Origin of the sequence: Mycolicibacterium mageritense, assembly GCF_010727475.1 — a bacterium.
GTDB lineage: Bacteria > Actinomycetota > Actinomycetes > Mycobacteriales > Mycobacteriaceae > Mycobacterium > Mycobacterium mageritense.
Map to the genome: position 1 here is coordinate 857421 of NZ_AP022567.1, position 15006 is coordinate 872426.

The 15006-nt window shown below is 65.5% G+C and carries 14 protein-coding genes, 1 pseudogene and 1 riboswitch; of the genes and pseudogenes, 13 read left to right on the forward strand and 2 right to left on the reverse strand.

Annotation, left to right across the window (positions count from 1 at the left end):
* The first annotated feature begins 58 nt into the window (after window positions 1-58).
* The 5 genes and pseudogenes from G6N67_RS04170 (at window position 59) to G6N67_RS04190 (ending at window position 5128) form a co-directional block, all read left to right on the forward strand.
* Window positions 59-820, forward strand: a complete 762-nt coding sequence (locus G6N67_RS04170) for an SDR family oxidoreductase (RefSeq protein WP_036434043.1) — start codon at window positions 59-61, stop codon at window positions 818-820.
* 94 nt (window positions 821-914) lie between these two features.
* The gene (locus tag G6N67_RS04175) at window positions 915-1499 is read left to right on the forward strand and encodes a DUF1707 SHOCT-like domain-containing protein (protein ID WP_036434042.1); all 585 of its coding nucleotides are present in this window, start codon (window positions 915-917) and stop codon (window positions 1497-1499) included.
* Window positions 1500-1711: 212 nt separating this feature from the next.
* Entirely contained in the window at window positions 1712-2446 is a 735-nt protein-coding gene (locus G6N67_RS04180) for an MgtC/SapB family protein (RefSeq protein ID WP_036434041.1), read from the forward strand.
* Between the two features lie 176 nt (window positions 2447-2622).
* A pseudogene (locus G6N67_RS04185) lies at window positions 2623-3294 on the forward strand (NADPH-dependent F420 reductase); the annotation flags it as partial.
* A 118-nt stretch (window positions 3295-3412) separates the two neighbouring features.
* The gene (locus G6N67_RS04190; protein WP_051578829.1) at window positions 3413-5128 is read left to right on the forward strand and encodes an HNH endonuclease signature motif containing protein; all 1716 of its coding nucleotides are present in this window, start codon (window positions 3413-3415) and stop codon (window positions 5126-5128) included.
* 160 nt (window positions 5129-5288) lie between these two features.
* Here G6N67_RS04190 and G6N67_RS04195 read toward each other — a convergent pair whose 3' ends face one another.
* Complete coding sequence (locus G6N67_RS04195; protein ID WP_131524726.1) at window positions 5289-5873, reverse strand: hypothetical protein; 585 nt, start codon at window positions 5871-5873, stop codon at window positions 5289-5291.
* 378 nt (window positions 5874-6251) lie between these two features.
* Here G6N67_RS04195 and G6N67_RS04200 point away from each other — a divergent pair, with 378 nt between their 5' ends.
* The 7 genes from G6N67_RS04200 to G6N67_RS04230 all read left to right on the forward strand — a co-directional run bounded on the left by G6N67_RS04200 (window position 6252) and on the right by G6N67_RS04230 (window position 13275).
* Window positions 6252-8339 carry a PE-PPE domain-containing protein gene (locus G6N67_RS04200; protein WP_131524724.1) on the forward strand — a complete coding sequence of 696 codons (2088 nt, stop codon included), beginning with the start codon at window positions 6252-6254 and terminating at the stop codon, window positions 8337-8339.
* A gap of 56 nt (window positions 8340-8395) precedes the next feature.
* A complete protein-coding gene (locus G6N67_RS04205) occupies window positions 8396-9049 on the forward strand; it encodes a hypothetical protein (RefSeq protein ID WP_036434034.1) in 654 nt (217 codons plus the stop codon).
* An 82-nt stretch (window positions 9050-9131) separates the two neighbouring features.
* Complete coding sequence (locus tag G6N67_RS04210; RefSeq protein WP_081812575.1) at window positions 9132-9794, forward strand: hypothetical protein; 663 nt, start codon at window positions 9132-9134, stop codon at window positions 9792-9794.
* Window positions 9795-9827: 33 nt separating this feature from the next.
* A complete protein-coding gene (locus G6N67_RS04215; RefSeq protein WP_051578827.1) occupies window positions 9828-10397 on the forward strand; it encodes a nucleoside/nucleotide kinase family protein in 570 nt (189 codons plus the stop codon).
* Window positions 10398-10432: 35 nt separating this feature from the next.
* Window positions 10433-10542, forward strand: a riboswitch (TPP riboswitch).
* Window positions 10533-11117 (forward strand): ECF transporter S component, encoded by a 585-nt coding sequence (locus G6N67_RS04220; protein ID WP_063835160.1) that lies wholly within the window; start codon window positions 10533-10535, stop codon window positions 11115-11117. It overlaps the preceding riboswitch by 10 nt.
* The gene (locus G6N67_RS04225) at window positions 11114-12541 is read left to right on the forward strand and encodes an ABC transporter ATP-binding protein (protein ID WP_036434029.1); all 1428 of its coding nucleotides are present in this window, start codon (window positions 11114-11116) and stop codon (window positions 12539-12541) included. Before G6N67_RS04220 ends, G6N67_RS04225 begins: the two co-directional genes overlap by 4 nt.
* A complete protein-coding gene (locus G6N67_RS04230; RefSeq protein WP_036434027.1) occupies window positions 12538-13275 on the forward strand; it encodes an energy-coupling factor transporter transmembrane component T family protein in 738 nt (245 codons plus the stop codon). The genes G6N67_RS04225 and G6N67_RS04230 overlap by 4 nt, the downstream gene beginning before the upstream one ends.
* Here G6N67_RS04230 and G6N67_RS04235 read toward each other — a convergent pair.
* The gene (locus G6N67_RS04235) at window positions 13262-14161 is read right to left on the reverse strand and encodes a LysR family transcriptional regulator (RefSeq protein ID WP_407663370.1); all 900 of its coding nucleotides are present in this window, start codon (window positions 14159-14161) and stop codon (window positions 13262-13264) included. The two genes, G6N67_RS04230 and G6N67_RS04235, sit on opposite strands and share 14 nt — an antisense overlap.
* Window positions 14162-14262: 101 nt before the next feature.
* Between G6N67_RS04235 and G6N67_RS04240 the strand changes: the two genes are divergently transcribed.
* Window positions 14263-15006, forward strand: coding sequence for an SDR family oxidoreductase (locus G6N67_RS04240; protein ID WP_036434024.1), 744 nt, complete (start codon window positions 14263-14265; stop codon window positions 15004-15006).

Genomic DNA, 15006 nt, shown 5'->3' on the forward strand with positions numbered 1-15006 from the left:
GCGGGGCGTTCTTCGTTTCCCCCCCGCCATCGACCCCAGTCGGCCGTAACGTGGCTGTATGGCTCGGACCGTTCTCGTCACCGGAGCAACAGGAACCCTCGGCCACCACGTCGTCCCGGAGGCCACCGCGGCCGGGCACCAGGTCCGGGCGTTGAGTCGCCACGAACGCGTCGGCTACACGGGCGTGCATTGGCATCAGGGCGACCTGCACGCCGGCACTGGCCTCGACGCGGCACTCGACGGCACCGACGTCGTCATCCATTGCGCCACGCAACCGACCGGGGGCAAAGATGTTGTCGCTGCGCGCAATCTGATCGCGTCCGCGCGCCGCACTAGCGTCGGGCATCTGATCTACGTGTCGATCGTCGGAATCGACGCCATCCCGCTGCCGTATTACAAGACCAAGCTGCAGGTTGAGCAAACGTTGGCCGAGTCCGGCCTGGGCCATACTGTGTTGCGCGCCACGCAGTTCCACGAATTGATCGAGGCGATCTTTCGGGGGCAACGGTTCTTCCCGGCGCTACTGGCGTTGCGCGGCGTGCGATTCCAACCGATCGACACTCGTGACGTCGCCACGCGACTGGTCGAGTTGATCGACGCCGAACCGTCGGGCCGGGCTCCCGACATCGGCGGTCCGGAGGTGCACGAGCATGCCGAATTGGGCCGCATGTACCTCGCGGCACGGGGTAGCGGCCGCCGCGTGGTCAGTCTCACCATCCCGGGCAAGATCGTCGCGGGTTACAAAACTGGCGCCAATCTGGTCCCGACGAACGCGGCGGGCACAAAAACTTTCCAGGAATATCTGGCTGCGGCCGCATAAAGTTTGGTGATCGGCCGACCTGACCGACGCGACCGAGAGCACAGTTTGGTCAACCGCCTTGCATGTAGAAATGTTCGTCGTAGGCTGACGACTGATGAGCACTTCAGCGTCGCAGAACAGGTCGATGCGAGCTGCTGACACCGACCGGATTCAGGTGGCGCAGCTGCTCACCGATGCCGCCGCTCAGGGCCGGCTCCCCATGACGGAATACGAAGATCGGCTGGCAAAGGCTTACGCGGCGGAAACCTGTGCCGAGCTCGCGCGCCTCAGCTACGACCTGCCCGGCGCCACCATTCAGGGCAACGGTGTCTGTCGTCCCGCACCTTCGACGTTGCTGCTGGCGATCATGAGCGGCTTCGAACGCCGCGGCCGGTGGAATGTGCCGATGAAGCTGACGACGTTCGCGTTGTTCGGCGGCGGCGTGGTCGACCTGCGATATGCCGACTTCACCGCGCCCGACGTGGAGATCCGCACCTATTCGATCTTCGGGGGGCAAACCATCCTCGTCCCCCCGGAAGTCAACGTCGACGTCAACGGCCACGGCGTGATGGGCAGCTTCGACCACAACGTGACCGGAAAGGGGACGCCCGGCGCCCCCAGGGTGCACATTCGGGGCTTCTCGCTGTGGGGCAGCGTCGGGGTGAAGCGCAAGAAGCGCCGCAAACAATACGAAGATTGAGCTCATATGAAATCGGGCGGACTCAGATGAGTCCGCCCGTTGTTGCGTTGTGAGCCCGCCGGACCGGTCGCCAGGATGACAACGACGGACGTCCGCGTCCGGAACGTGGCCGAGCGGTCACCTGCGCCGCTCGTGATCGCATCACTCGTGAGCGCCTCTGCGGGCACCGCGCGGGACGGAAACGGTTGATGCCGGCGGTTAGCGTCGAGGATATGAATACCTTGTTGGCTGACGGATTTTTCACCGGAACGGGGCAAGGAGCCCGTCAAATCGTCGAGTTGGTGGCCGCTTTCGGGTTGACCGCGCTCATCGGATTGGAACGCGAGATCCGAGGTAAGAGCGCTGGGCTACGCACCCAGACCATCGTCGGAACCTCCGCGGCCCTGATTTTGTTGGTCAGCAAGTACGGGTTCGGAGACGTCGTCGCCGCAGGCTCGGTGGTCCTCGACCCATCCCGCGTCGCGGCTCAAATCGTCTCAGGTATCGGCTTTCTCGGTGCAGGCATCATCATCACTCGCCGCGGCGCAGTCGTCGGCCTGACAACCGCAGCAGCAATCTGGGAATCAGCCGCCATTGGCATGGCAGCTGCCTCGGGACTACTGCTCTTGGCGATCGTTGTGACTGTGCTGCACTTCGTCATCGTCGTCGGCATTGCGCCGCTGGCACGTAGAGCCACTGCCCGGATGCCAGGCTCGGTACATATTCATGTCCTCTATGAGGACGGTCGCGGGATCTTGCGAAAACTTCTGGAGGCCTGCGATCAACATGGCTGGCATCTGACTTCATTGGCCACCGACTCATCCGGCTCCACACAGCATCTCGGAACAACTGCGGACGTCGGCGTGACCATGACCTTGTCGGGATCTCGGGTGTTTCACGCAAACCGCGTCTTGGCAGGCATCGACGGAGTCTCCCGGGTCGACCAGCTCCACGACGACACCAACTGACCCCTACGGTGCACCGGTTTCGCGTCCGGTAGGCCTCCGGCCGGTCTGCCTGGATCACCGCGAGTGAACTGGTCGTCGACGGCGGCGAATCGCAATGATCGGATATCAATGCGGCGGAATGACAAAACCATGCTCGATGTTGCACGACCGAGGACGACTACACCGCACGGAGGCGATGCATGAAGATCGGAATCATCGGCGCTGGACATATCGGCGGCACCCTGACGCGTCGGCTGCGAGAACTCGGCCATGAGGTGGCCGTTGCGAATTCCCGCTCCCCAGAGACACTCTCAGACCTCGCACAAGAGACCGGTGCGACTGCGGTGTGGGCCAAAGATGCAGCGGCTGACGCCGATCTCGTCATCGTGAGCATCCCGCAGAAGAACGTCCCTGACCTCGCCGACGGGATCGTCGATGCGCGCAAGCCCGGTGCCCCGGTGATCGAGACCAACAACTACTACCCGCAGCAGCGCGACGGCAAGATCGCCGCGATCGAGGACGGCCTCACCGAGAGCGAGTGGGTCTCCGAACAGATCGGCGCACCGGTGTTCAAAGTCTTCAACGGGATCTTTTGGAAGCATCTGCTGGAAAAGGGAAAGCCCGCTGGGACACCCAACCGCATCGCGCTTCCAGTCGCCGGCGAGCAGGGACCGGGCCGCGAGCTGGTCCACGACATCGTCGATCAACTCGGATTCGAACCCGTCGACGCCGGTCCGATTTCGGAATCGTGGCGTCAGCAGCCCGGAACTCCGGTGTACGGGAAAGACTTCGACGCGGACAACACCCGCAAGGCACTTACCGAAGCATCCCGCGAGCGCACGGCCGAATGGCGGGCGAACGACGCCTGACGGACCCCGGCCGCTACCGTGATTCGCTGATTGTCAAGAGGTTTCACGGAATCTGTGGATAAAGCGCGTCCTGTGGATAACTACGTCACCGGTCGGTGCGTCGCGCTAATATTCGAACATGCTTGCGAATCAGGCGACTTACCCGGAGGTCGTGGCCGCGGCCTTCGCTGCGTACGACGCCGCGTGCAAGCAACTCGTCGGGCTGGACTTCACACAGTTGACACCGGCTGTCTTGCTCGACGTCCAGTCTCGGCGTGAGCACGCGGCCCGCATCACCGCCAACGTCGATCACCGGATCCTGGCCGCGCTGCAGGCCCAGGCAACGCCCAAAGAGATCGGGGCACGCACCTGGGCCGAAGTTCTGATGATCCGCATGCAGATATCCAAGACTGAGGCGAACCAGCGCATTGCTGAGGCCGCGGACCTCGGGCCCCGCTGCGCCATTGACGGGCAACCGCTTGAACCGGTCCTGCCCAACACCGCGCAAGCGCTGGCCGACGGAGCAATCAATCACTGCCACGTGGACGAAATCCGTTCGACAGTAAGCAAAGCAGCGAAGTACGCCAGCGCAGCCAAGTGCGCAGAACTGGAACAGATCTTGGCTCGAGCGGCGCGCAGCGTCACCCCACTCGCATTGCGCGATATCGGCAATCACGCCCTGCGATTATGGAATCAGGACGGCGACGGCCCGGATCTGCCCGCCCACAAACCCGGCATCCACTTCGGGCCCCAAGATGCCGATGGGCTGGTGGAGTTCCATGGCTATCTGGACTCGGAGCTGGCCGGCTACCTGCTTCTGGCCTTGAAGGTGTGGGCAGCGCCGGGTGTCAACAACCCCGAGGACGCCGAGCCCCTCAACGAACCCGACTTGAGCCCGCTCGACGACATCGATGTCCCTGCACCGCAGCCATCCGAGGTGACGCCGCCGGCCGAGCCTGCCGAATCCCCTGTCGATACGCAGCTCTCGCTGGCCGACGTCATGGCGCAAGATGCTGAGCATGACCCCGCGCCCAGCGACGTCCGCGCGCAGTGGGACACCGCGATGGACGCGCCCCCACCCACACCCGAAGAGCACGAGCGCCGGCAAGCCGACGCCGAACAACGCTGGGACGAATTCAACCAGGCCTCGGCCCGCCCCAACATCGCCCCGGAAGAGCGTGCCCAGCGGCGCGATGCCTACGACCGGGCGATCGGGCTCAAGCCGCAGACGCCGGCGTCGCGGGACACCCGCTGCCGATCACTTCGCAACCATGATGCGCTGAAGGTGATCCTGCGTGATCTGCTGATGTCCAAAAAGCTCGGACAGCACAACGGCCTGCCCGTCACCCTCGTCGTGTCCACCACCCTGGCCGAGCTGTCAGCCAAGGCCGGCCTGGCCCGCACGAATGTGGGCACCACGATGTCGATTCCGGACATGATCCGCCTCGGCGCCCACGCCGAGCACTACCTGCTCGTGTACCGAGAACACACGGCTCAACCCCTCTACTTGGGTAGGGCGAAGCGATTGGCAAGCAAAGCACAGCGCTTGGTGATGATCGCCCGCGATAACGGCTGCACCAAGCCGGGGTGTCCCCTGCCCGCATCCGAATGCCAAGGCATGCACGTGGATCGGGACTGGGTCGCCGACGGGCAGACCGACATCACCGGCCTCGGACTCGGATGCGGGCCGGACAATCTGCTGGCCTTCGAAACCGGCTGGAAAACCAGCATCGGCGCCGACGGCCGCGTCCACTGGCAACCGCCACCGCTACTGGACGTCGGGCAAGACACCCTCAATCACGCCCATCACCCGGAAGAGCTGCTCCGGCCCGAGCAGGACGACGACGATTCGTGATGCGAAGCGGAGCCGGCCCGAACGGGGCACCACAGCGGTCGATAGCTGACCGTTGATCCCCCGTGACATCCTGCCTGCCTTTGGCATTGACCATGCGCACCGAGCGAACGGGCGGACTCATTTGAGTCCGCCCGTTCTTGTCAACGATGAAAGCGATGAATCAGCAGCTGGCCGCCTGAGCGCTGACGCTGGTCTTGCCCACCGTGCACGTCTTGGAGGTCGGCCCGGCGTTCTTGTTGACCGCCGAGGTGTTTCCGCTCAGCGCCTTCGGCAGCACACCCGGCAGATCCTTCTCGTCGGGCAACGGGATCCCGGCGGACTGGGCCTGGTCGTAGTAGTACTTGCCGGCGTTGACGTTGAGCTCACCCTTGACGACACCGTTGGCGCCGCCCGCGGGCGCGGCCTTGCCGGTGCTGGTGTCGATTCCACCGTCCGGAGTGCCGAAGTTGATGTGGTACACCTGCCCCAGAGCACTGTCATCGAGGGCCTTGTTGACCGGGGTCTTCTGGTTGAATACCCGGTCGCCGACGGCCTGGGTGGCACGCACGCCGGGCGCCGGGTTGCCCAGATCGGGACGCTTCACGGCGTTCGCGGACGGGTTCGTCGAGTCCGCGGCGGCCTGGGTGGTGTCGGCCAGGGCTGAGCCGGCCGGCCCGGCCGCCAACAGGGCACCGCCCGCCAGGATGCCACCGACGAACGTCCGCGTCCGGACGGTCTTCTCGGACATCTTCCGATGTTTTGCCATGCCCGTTCCCTCTCATGAGTGGCCTTGCGCCACAGATGGTTTCAGACCCTATGCGGCAGCTGTGCCGCTGTCCGCAGCGAAACGTAAGGCAGGGCAGCCCGGGAGGAAAGATCCGATGAGCGATGTTCACCGGCTGTTCGGCAGCCACTCACGAGACCTCACAGCAGGCCCACAGCCGAGTCGCAGAAGTCGGCAGCCCCTACCCCAAGATGACGCGAACGTCAAATTTCTCAAGGTTGGAGATTAAACAGGCTATGTATTGCTACCGTGTCGGGAACCTGTCAGCGAGCTCACACCCGAAGGCGAAGCGTGCCGATGTCACAGCCCACCCCTCCACGTCTCCGTAATGCCAAGGCAGCAGCCGTCACAGCTGCGGTGATGGCCACGTCCGCAGCACTGACAGTGGGGCTGACAACCCCCGTCCCGGACGCCTTCGCCAACCGCTCGCCGAGCAGTGCCGCTCCGTTGCCAGTTGTGCAGCATGACGTGGACTTGGCGGCGCTCGCCGGTTTCTACGGGGTCGGCCCGATGTTCCAGTTGGCGAGCCTCGCGGGCCTCGGCAGCCCGGACGCCGCGCTCGACACCGCGAAGACCGGGCTGGGGCTCCTCCCCAACACCGAAGGAATGATCCAGACCATCAACACCCTGCAGGGACTGCTGGGTCTTGTGGTCGGGCCGAACGGCCTCGTCGACATGCGGGTGCCGGGCGCCGGACCGCAGGGCACGTACGACGCGGTCAATGGGTTGGAGGGGACTTTCGACTTCGCGGTCGATCGACTCGGGATCCCGGACTGGCTTGTTCCGGATAATCCACCTGCGATCCTCAACCAACGCCGCGCATTCATCCTTGCCGAGAGCTTCGGCGGTACCAACACTTCATTGGCCCTGCGCGACATGATCAAAGCCGTTCAATCCGGCGACGATTCGTGGCCCGATGGCGTCACTGCGATCGTTGCCGTGATGGTGCGCAACCCCTCCCGTCCAGGTGGCGGCCTGTTGGCTCTCATGACGCCATTCACTGAGTTGGCCGGCCTCAATCTGTCGACCCCCGACGGTAAGCAAGAAGGCAACGGCGGGAACAGCTACGCCGACGACACCGACGACCCGTCAAAGATCCTCAACTTCTCGATCATCGACATCACGGCCGCGTACGACTTCCTGTCGGACGCGCCGACGTCGTTGAATCCGGTGTCGTGGGCGAACTCCGCCATGACGCTCGTGATGCCGACGTACCTCATCCCGGACAACAACGCCGCGGCGTGGGCAGGCGCGCTCGGCTCGTTGGGTCCACTCGGCCCGGGAATCCTGAACGCGCTCGGCGTCACGCTTGATCCGACGGGAGGGCAAGGGACATCGGCGATTCCGATCGTCGACGACATCTTCGATTTCCTTCACATCCCGCCGATTCCCGGCATTGTCGGCACCAACACCTACGTCACGTACAACTCCGGCAACCTCCCATTGCTCGAGCCGTTCCAGGCCGCGCCCCGGCTGCTGAGTTACCTGCCGGGGTTCAACATCACCACACCGGTCAGCTCGTCGTTCGAGGATGCGCTGACGCAGCTTGTCGCGCTGGGCTATCAGGACGTGAATCTCGAAGAGAACAACGGGATTCCGACGTTCACCCGTGGTTTCGACATGGGCGGGGTGCAGGCGGAGATCTGGAAGAGCCCGATCACCAACGAGCAGAGCCTGCAGGTTCCGCAGGCTCTGTTCAACGCCACCATCAACGGCCTCAAGGCCAATCTCCTCTCGCCCGAGAAGCAAGAACTCGTCCTCGGCGGTGCAGACATCGGTGACGCCGTCTACCACAACGCCGCCAGCCTCGCGGTCGCGCACGCGCTGCGCGATGTCCTCAGTCAGGTGCAGACGGGCCTGAACCCCGTCTTCGACGGCGGCGAGAACATCCTTCGGCCGTTCGCCAAGGCGATGGACGGCGTCACAGGCCAGGTCAACACCGCCGTCGACGACACGCGCGCAGGAATCAAACAACAGAACGTCGACCTGCCCAGCACGGTGAACGCGCTCAGCACAGGCCAGTCGCCGAAGATCAATTCGCTGCCGTCGCTCGACAAGCCGTTGCGCACGCTCAACGTGGTCAGCGACGCCGACGAGAACGACGACAAGACCGCAACCGGCACCAAGAAGCCGACACCACTCAAGGATGCCGCGAAAGCCCTTGGCCTGGACCAGGAGTCCGTCAAGGATAGCGAGCTGTCCAAGGGTTTGAAGAAGGTCACCGAGTCGCTCAAGGCCACGCCGAAGCAGGGCCGTCACGCTGCCGATCCGAGCAACCCCGTCAAGAAGTCGGTTCAGGCCACCATCGACAAGGTGCAGAACACCGTCAAGGATGCCGCCGGCAAGGTCGAGAAGGCGGTCAAGGATGCCGCCCCGAAGTCGTCACCGAAGAAGGACACAACGGCCAAGAAAGACTCGGCACCCAAGAAGGACAAGGACGCCGCGTAGCGTCGTGAGCCTGGGCCTGTCGGGGTGGCGGGCCAACCGCCACAAGGAGCCCGCGAGTGAGCTACGACTTCACCGTGCTGATCCCCGAACTGATCGGCACCCATGAAGAGGCGCTGTCCCTGCACAACGCGATGTGCGAGCAGCCGGACACGTCGGTCCCGGACTCCGTGCAACGGTTCATCGATGAACTGAACGCAAAGTACGGCTACCAAAACGACGACGAATCAGGGTTTCTCAGCGTGGCACCCCTCGACGGTGACGCCAGGGGCGCGGTGGTACCGACTTCGATCTGGTCGATACCCGAGAACCGGGCCGCGATGCTGGAGCTGACCCGCGATCACGGGTTCGGCCTCTACGATCCGCAAGTCGGCCGGCTCTACGACCCGCGGGGTCACATCAGGATCACCACGCAGCTCGGCGACGGACACGACGTGCCGTACCTCAGCCCTGGGCTGCTGGCGGAACTGTTCGACCATCCCCACCCTGAGAATCCGTGGGTCATCATCGAACGCCGTGACCACCACTACATCCAATCCAGATTCACGCCGGGCGAGCTGGTGGAGGTCGAGCATCGCCGCGGCGGCCCCGACCACCACTACGGCGCGGTGACGGCGGATCGTCAACTGGCCCAACGGGTGTTGTGGGGCTGGGCGACCGGGAGCACCGATTGGGAGTCGGCGCTGCAGTGGACGCCGATGGACTTCACCTGAACAAGCGATCATCAACTTCATAGATGGCTTGGATTACAAACGTTCATTGGACTAGATGATGTGGCGCTGGTCGACTGGCTGCATGACCATCACCGACTACTCGACCGACGCTCGCCCCTCCAGCGTGGGTCAGCGAATGGCCGCCGCACTGAACGGCTGGCGGTTGACGTGGATCCTGATCATCGCGGTCGCGATCATCACCGCCATCGCAGCGACTGCCGTCGGCGGGGCGAACGGCGCCAACCTCGGCATCCGCATCACCGCTCGCACGTCGGCCATCTTGTTCCTGCTTGCGTTCACCGCGTCGTCGCTGTACCAGCTATGGCCGACCGCCACCACCAAGTGGATTCGCCGTAACCGGCGCTACCTCGGTGTGGCCTTCGCCGGATCGCACGTCGTGCACGCGGCCTGCATCGTCGCCACAGTCGTTCTCAACACGCAGCGATTCGAGGCGGGCGTCGAACACACGCCGCGCGGTGTCTACGTCCTCGACACCATCGGATATGTCTTCCTCATCGCCTTGACCATCACGTCGTTCGACCGCGTCGCCAAGCGGATGCGATACGCGACGTGGAAGCGACTGCACCTCACCGGAAGCTACATCATCTGGTTCACGTTCTTCATCGCCTACTGGCGCCGCGGAATCACCTACCCGGAGTATTACGGACCGTTCCTGTTGATCGTCGTGGCGGCTCTCATCATCCGGTTCATCGCGAAGGCGCAACGACCAGGAAAGCGCGGGTAGGCCGAGTGCCACGCGCCGCTACGATCGCGGGCGATGACCGGTGCGTGGACGATCCCTGATCGGGTGTGCGAACTGGCGGCCGCCGACGCCGCCACGGTGCTGATCGACGGCCGTTCGGGGTCAGGCAAGTCGGTGCTGGCCGACGAGCTGCTGCGGCGGTTGCCGTCGGCCACGCTGGTGCGCCTCGACGACATCTACCCCGGCTGGGACGGCCTGGTCTGGACCGTCGACCACGTGCGCAGCGAACTGCTGGAGCCGCGCGCCGCCGGCAGGCCGGGACGGTGGCAACGCTGGAACTGGTCGACCAGCGCCCCGGACGGATGGGGCACGGTGGCCCCCGACCAACGGTTGATCGTCGAGGGCGTCGGGGCCCTGACCGCCGCCAACCGGGCACTGGCCGATCTCGGCATCTGGGTGGACGCGCCCGATGACCTCCGCAAGGAGCGGGCCCTGGCCCGCGACGGCGACACCTACCGGCCCCACTGGGATCGGTGGGCGGCCCAGGAAGTCGAGTACATCGCCCGGTACGCGCCGCGGACCGCGGCCGACTACGTCGTCACCGACACCGCGCAGGGCTGGCAGTGGACCGGTAACCCGGCGTAGCGAGCGTTGACCCGTCTGCTCTAGCTTTGAAGCACAACAAACACACGGGAGTGCACAGCGAGTGCGCTGAGAGGACGGCTAACGGCCGTCGACCGTACGAACCTGTCCGGGTAATGCCGGCGTAGGGAGATGATCATGATGCGTTGGCGAGTTGTCGACATCGTGGTGGCCAGCGTGCTCGCGGTGGCCGCAGGTCTGGTTTTCGTGTTCTGGAACATCGCTTCCAACCCGCTGACAGCTCCGCTCACCGCGCTGCTGCCGGGGCTGCAGGCCCTGGCCGGGGGTGGCTGGCTGTTCGCCGGTGTCCTCACCGCGCTGGTGATCCACAAGCCGGGCGCCGCGCTGTATGGCGAGGTGGTCGCGGCCACGGTCTCTGCGCTCGTCGGCAACCAGTGGGGTGTGTTGACCATCGAGTCGGGCCTCGTGCAGGGCCTGGGCGCCGAGCTGGTCTTCGCGATCTTCTTGTACCGGCGGTGGAACCTTCCGGTGGCCGCTCTTGCGGGCGCGGCAGCGGGCCTGGCGCTCGCGATCAACGACCTGATCCTGTGGTACCCGGGGTCGACGACGGCGTTCGCCGCGATCTACACGGTGTCGGCGATCGTCTCCGGCACGGTCATCGCCGGCGTGCTGTCGTGGTACGTGGTCAAGGCACTGGCGAAGACCGGTGCGTTGAGCCGGTTCGATTCGGGGAGAGCGGTTCCCAGCTCCGCACCGCAATGAGCCCGGTGGGCGCCAGGGTCCGAGCGGAAGGCTGGGGCTGGCAACACGCCGGGCAAAGTCGTTGGGCGGTACGCGATCTGGACCTTACGATCGCTCCCGGTGAGCGGGTACTGCTGCTGGGCGCGTCGGGATCGGGGAAATCGACACTGCTGCACGGCATGGCCGGTCTGCTGGGCAGTTCTGACGAGGGCCACGAGTCAGGCCGAATCCTGGTCGACGACGCACGTCCGAGTGAGCAACGCCGACGCATCGGCATGGTGCTGCAGGATCCCGACTCGCAGGTGATCCTGTCCCGCGTCGGCGACGACGTGGCATTCGGCATGGAGAACTTCGCTGTACCCCGCACGCAGATCTGGCCACGCGTGCACGACGCGCTGCGCTCGGTGGGGCTGAATCTTCCTGTCCAGCAAGATACTTCCCAACTGTCGGGTGGACAGAAGCAGCGGCTGGCGCTCGCGGGCGTCCTCGCGATGAATCCGGGTCTGATCCTGCTCGACGAACCCACGGCCAACCTCGACCCGGCCGGCGTGATCGAGGTCCGTGACGCTGTCGCAGCCGCAGCAGAGCTGACGGGCGCCACCGTCGTCGTCGTCGAACATCGCACGGGCGTCTGGCTACCCGTCATCGATCGGGTCGTCGTGTTGGGCGCCGACGGCAGCGTCGTCGCGGACGGACCACCGGAATCCACGGTCCATGCCCAACACGACCACCTTGTGCACGCCGGGATCTGGGTTCCCGACACGCCTGTCCCCCAACTGGTTCGGCACCGGACCGCGACCGAGCCGTTGCTGACGGCCGAGAAGCTGGCCGTGGGGTACCGGTCGGCACCGCCCGTGCGTGAGGCGCTCGACTTCGAAATCGCTTCGGGCCGAGTCACTGCCGTCACCGGGCCCAACGGTTCGGGCAAGTCGACGCTTGCGCTCACGTTGGGTGGCCTGCTGCCACCCCGCGGCGGCACCCTCACCGCGCTGCCGAACTTCGCCCCGTCCGCCAAGAACCGCGAACCGGCCCGGTGGCGATCCAAAGAACTACTCACCCGCATCGCGAGCGTGTTCCAGGATCCCGAACACCAGTTCCTCACGGGCTCGGTGCGCGACGAGATATCCCTCGGCGCACGGGCACTCAAACGCGATACCGCGCTCGGCGAGGACTTGTTGTCCAGGCTGCGGCTGGACCACCTCGCCGACCGCAACCCTTACACGTTGTCCGGTGGCGAGAAGCGGCGTCTGTCGGTAGCGACGGTCCTCATCACGCGGCCACGCGTCATCGTCCTCGACGAGCCGACCTTCGGGCAGGACCGCCGTACATGGGAGGAGCTGCTCCGGCTGCTCGCCGAGATTGCCGATGACGGCACCGCCGTCGTCGCGATCACCCACGACGCCGACTTCGTCGACGCCCTGGCCGACGAGCGGATCGAACTGTGAACCCCGTCGCCAAGCTGATCACGGCAGCCGTCATCGCGCTGGCGCTCGTCTTGAGCGTGGACTGGGTGTCGGCGCTGACGGCGCTGGTGCTGGAGATTCCACTGTTTCTGGCGCTCGGAGTTCGGCTGCGGCCGTTGGTGGTTCGCGGTGGACTGGTCACGGTCGCGGCGGCGTTGACCGCGCTGACCAACCTGCTCTACGGCGAGGTCCGCGGCACCGTGTACTGGCATTTCCTGCTGATCAACGTCAGCGAAGGCTCGGTCCAACTCGCATTGGCGATGTTCCTGCGTGTCCTGGCGATCGCGCTGCCATCGGTGTTGCTCTTCGCCGACGTTCAGGCGACCGAGCTCGCCGACGGGCTGGGACAGGTGCTCCGGCTGCCCGCGCGCTTCGTGGTCGGAGCGCTGGCCGGTATGCGCCTCGTCGGCCTGCTCCACCAGGATTGGCAGTACCTCGGCTACGCGCGCCGTGCCCGCGGAGTCGCCGACCACGGGAGGCTACGCCGGTTTCTCGGCCAGGCCTTCGCACTGTTGGTGTTCGCGATCCGCCGGGGCACCAAGCTTGCGACTGCGATGGAAGCGCGCGGGTTCGGCGCCTACCCGACTCGCACCTGGGCGCGGCCGTCGACGTTCGGCGTGCGGGAATTCCTGCTCATTGCCGCTGGGTTCGCCATCGCAGGCGCTGCCATAGGTGTGTCGGTGGCGTTCGGGGCTTGGCAGTTCATCGGGCGGTAGGGTTTTGGCGTTGCTGTGCGCCGGTCCGCGGCGTGGGCCCCAGCTGCGCGTGGGCAACCTCGACGAAATCGGCGACCAGCGGGTTCGGGTCGCCGTCGCGGCTCGCGACCATGACCCTGCTGGTGGGCATGCCCTCGACCGGCACCGTGGCCAGGTCGGCGCGCAGGGAACTGCGTCGGTCACCGGCAGGAAGGACCGCGATCGCCTGGCCACTCGCGATGAGTTCCAGCCTGTCCTCGAAACTTTCGACCTCCTGCGCAGCCGAATCCGGGTAGAGAGACCGCACCCCGCCGTGCGGGCAGATGAGCGAGTCGTCTCCCATGAAGTCGTCCGGCGACACCGACGACCGCGCGGCCAGGTGATGGTCGATCGGCACCACCAGCATGCGCGGCTCCTCGTATAGCACCGAAACCCGGGCATCCGTGATGGACAGCGGATCCCGGCCGACGAGTACGTCGACCCGCCCCTCGGTGAAGGCCCGTTCTTCGTTGCATTCCAGATGGCGCGTGCCGATGTCGGCCTGCGGGTGGCGGCGGCGCAGTTCGCGGACGGCCGGGGTGATGACGAGATCCTCGACGTAGCCGATCACTAGCTTGCCGGTCGGCGTATAAGCGCGGGCGGTCAGCGCCGCCTGGCGAGCGGCCTGTAGTAGCGCGCGTGCCTGCGGCAGGAACGCCTCCCCGGCCTCGGTGAGCCGGCTCCCCTGCGGTGTACGGTCCAGCAGGCGCACGCCGAGGCGGTGTTCGAGGCGCTGAATCTGACGGCTCAGCGACGGTTGCGCCAGGTGCAGCTCGGCCGCCGCCCGGCCGAAGTTCAGGTGTTCGGCCACGACCGTGAAATACCGCACGAGCCGCAGCTCAAGGTCGACTCCGAGATCGTTCATCAGTGTGTTCAACTCGACTGACCACCGGCGGTATTCCGAATCGGCATGACGAGGTGCAGAACAGGTCTTGGACAGCCAGGCCGGGCTGCCAAAGACTCGGAGGCATGGGCAAATACGATGGCAAGAACGTGGTGATCACCGGCGGAAGCAGCGGGCTCGGGCTGGCGACGGCGCAGCTCCTGACGGACGAGGGCGCGCGCGTCATGATCACCGGACGCACCCCAGAAACACTTCAGGCGGCGGGCCGTCAGCTCGGCGACACGGCGATCACCGTCCGGAGTGACACCAGTTCACTCGATGACATCGACGCGCTCGCCGACCGGGTGAAGGCCGAATTCGCCACGGTCGACGCGCTGTTCGTCAACGCGGGCATCGGCAGTTATGACCCGTTCGACGCCGTGACCGAGCAGACCTACGACGAGGTCTTCGCGATCAACACCAAGGGCCCGTACTTCACGGTCCAGAAGCTCACCCCGCTGTTGGCCGAGGGCAGCGGCGTGGTGCTGACGACGTCGATCGCGAATGTGCTGGCGTACGACGCGGTGAGTGTCTATTCGGCCAGCAAGGCGGCGCTGCGCTCGATGGCCCGCACACTCGCGCGTGAGCTGATGCCCCGCCAGATCAGGGTCAACGCGGTCAGCCCCGGCCCGATCGACGTCGGCAAGCTCGAGAAGGAACTGCCTGCGGAGCGGGCGGCCAAGCTGAAAGCCGAGTTCGCCGCGAGCAATCCGATGAAGCGCTTCGGCCGTGCCGACGAATTCGCCAGGGCCGCAGTGTTCATGGCCTTCGACGCGACGTTCACGACCGGAGCCGAGCTGGCCGTCGACGGCGGCCACTCACAGCTGTGA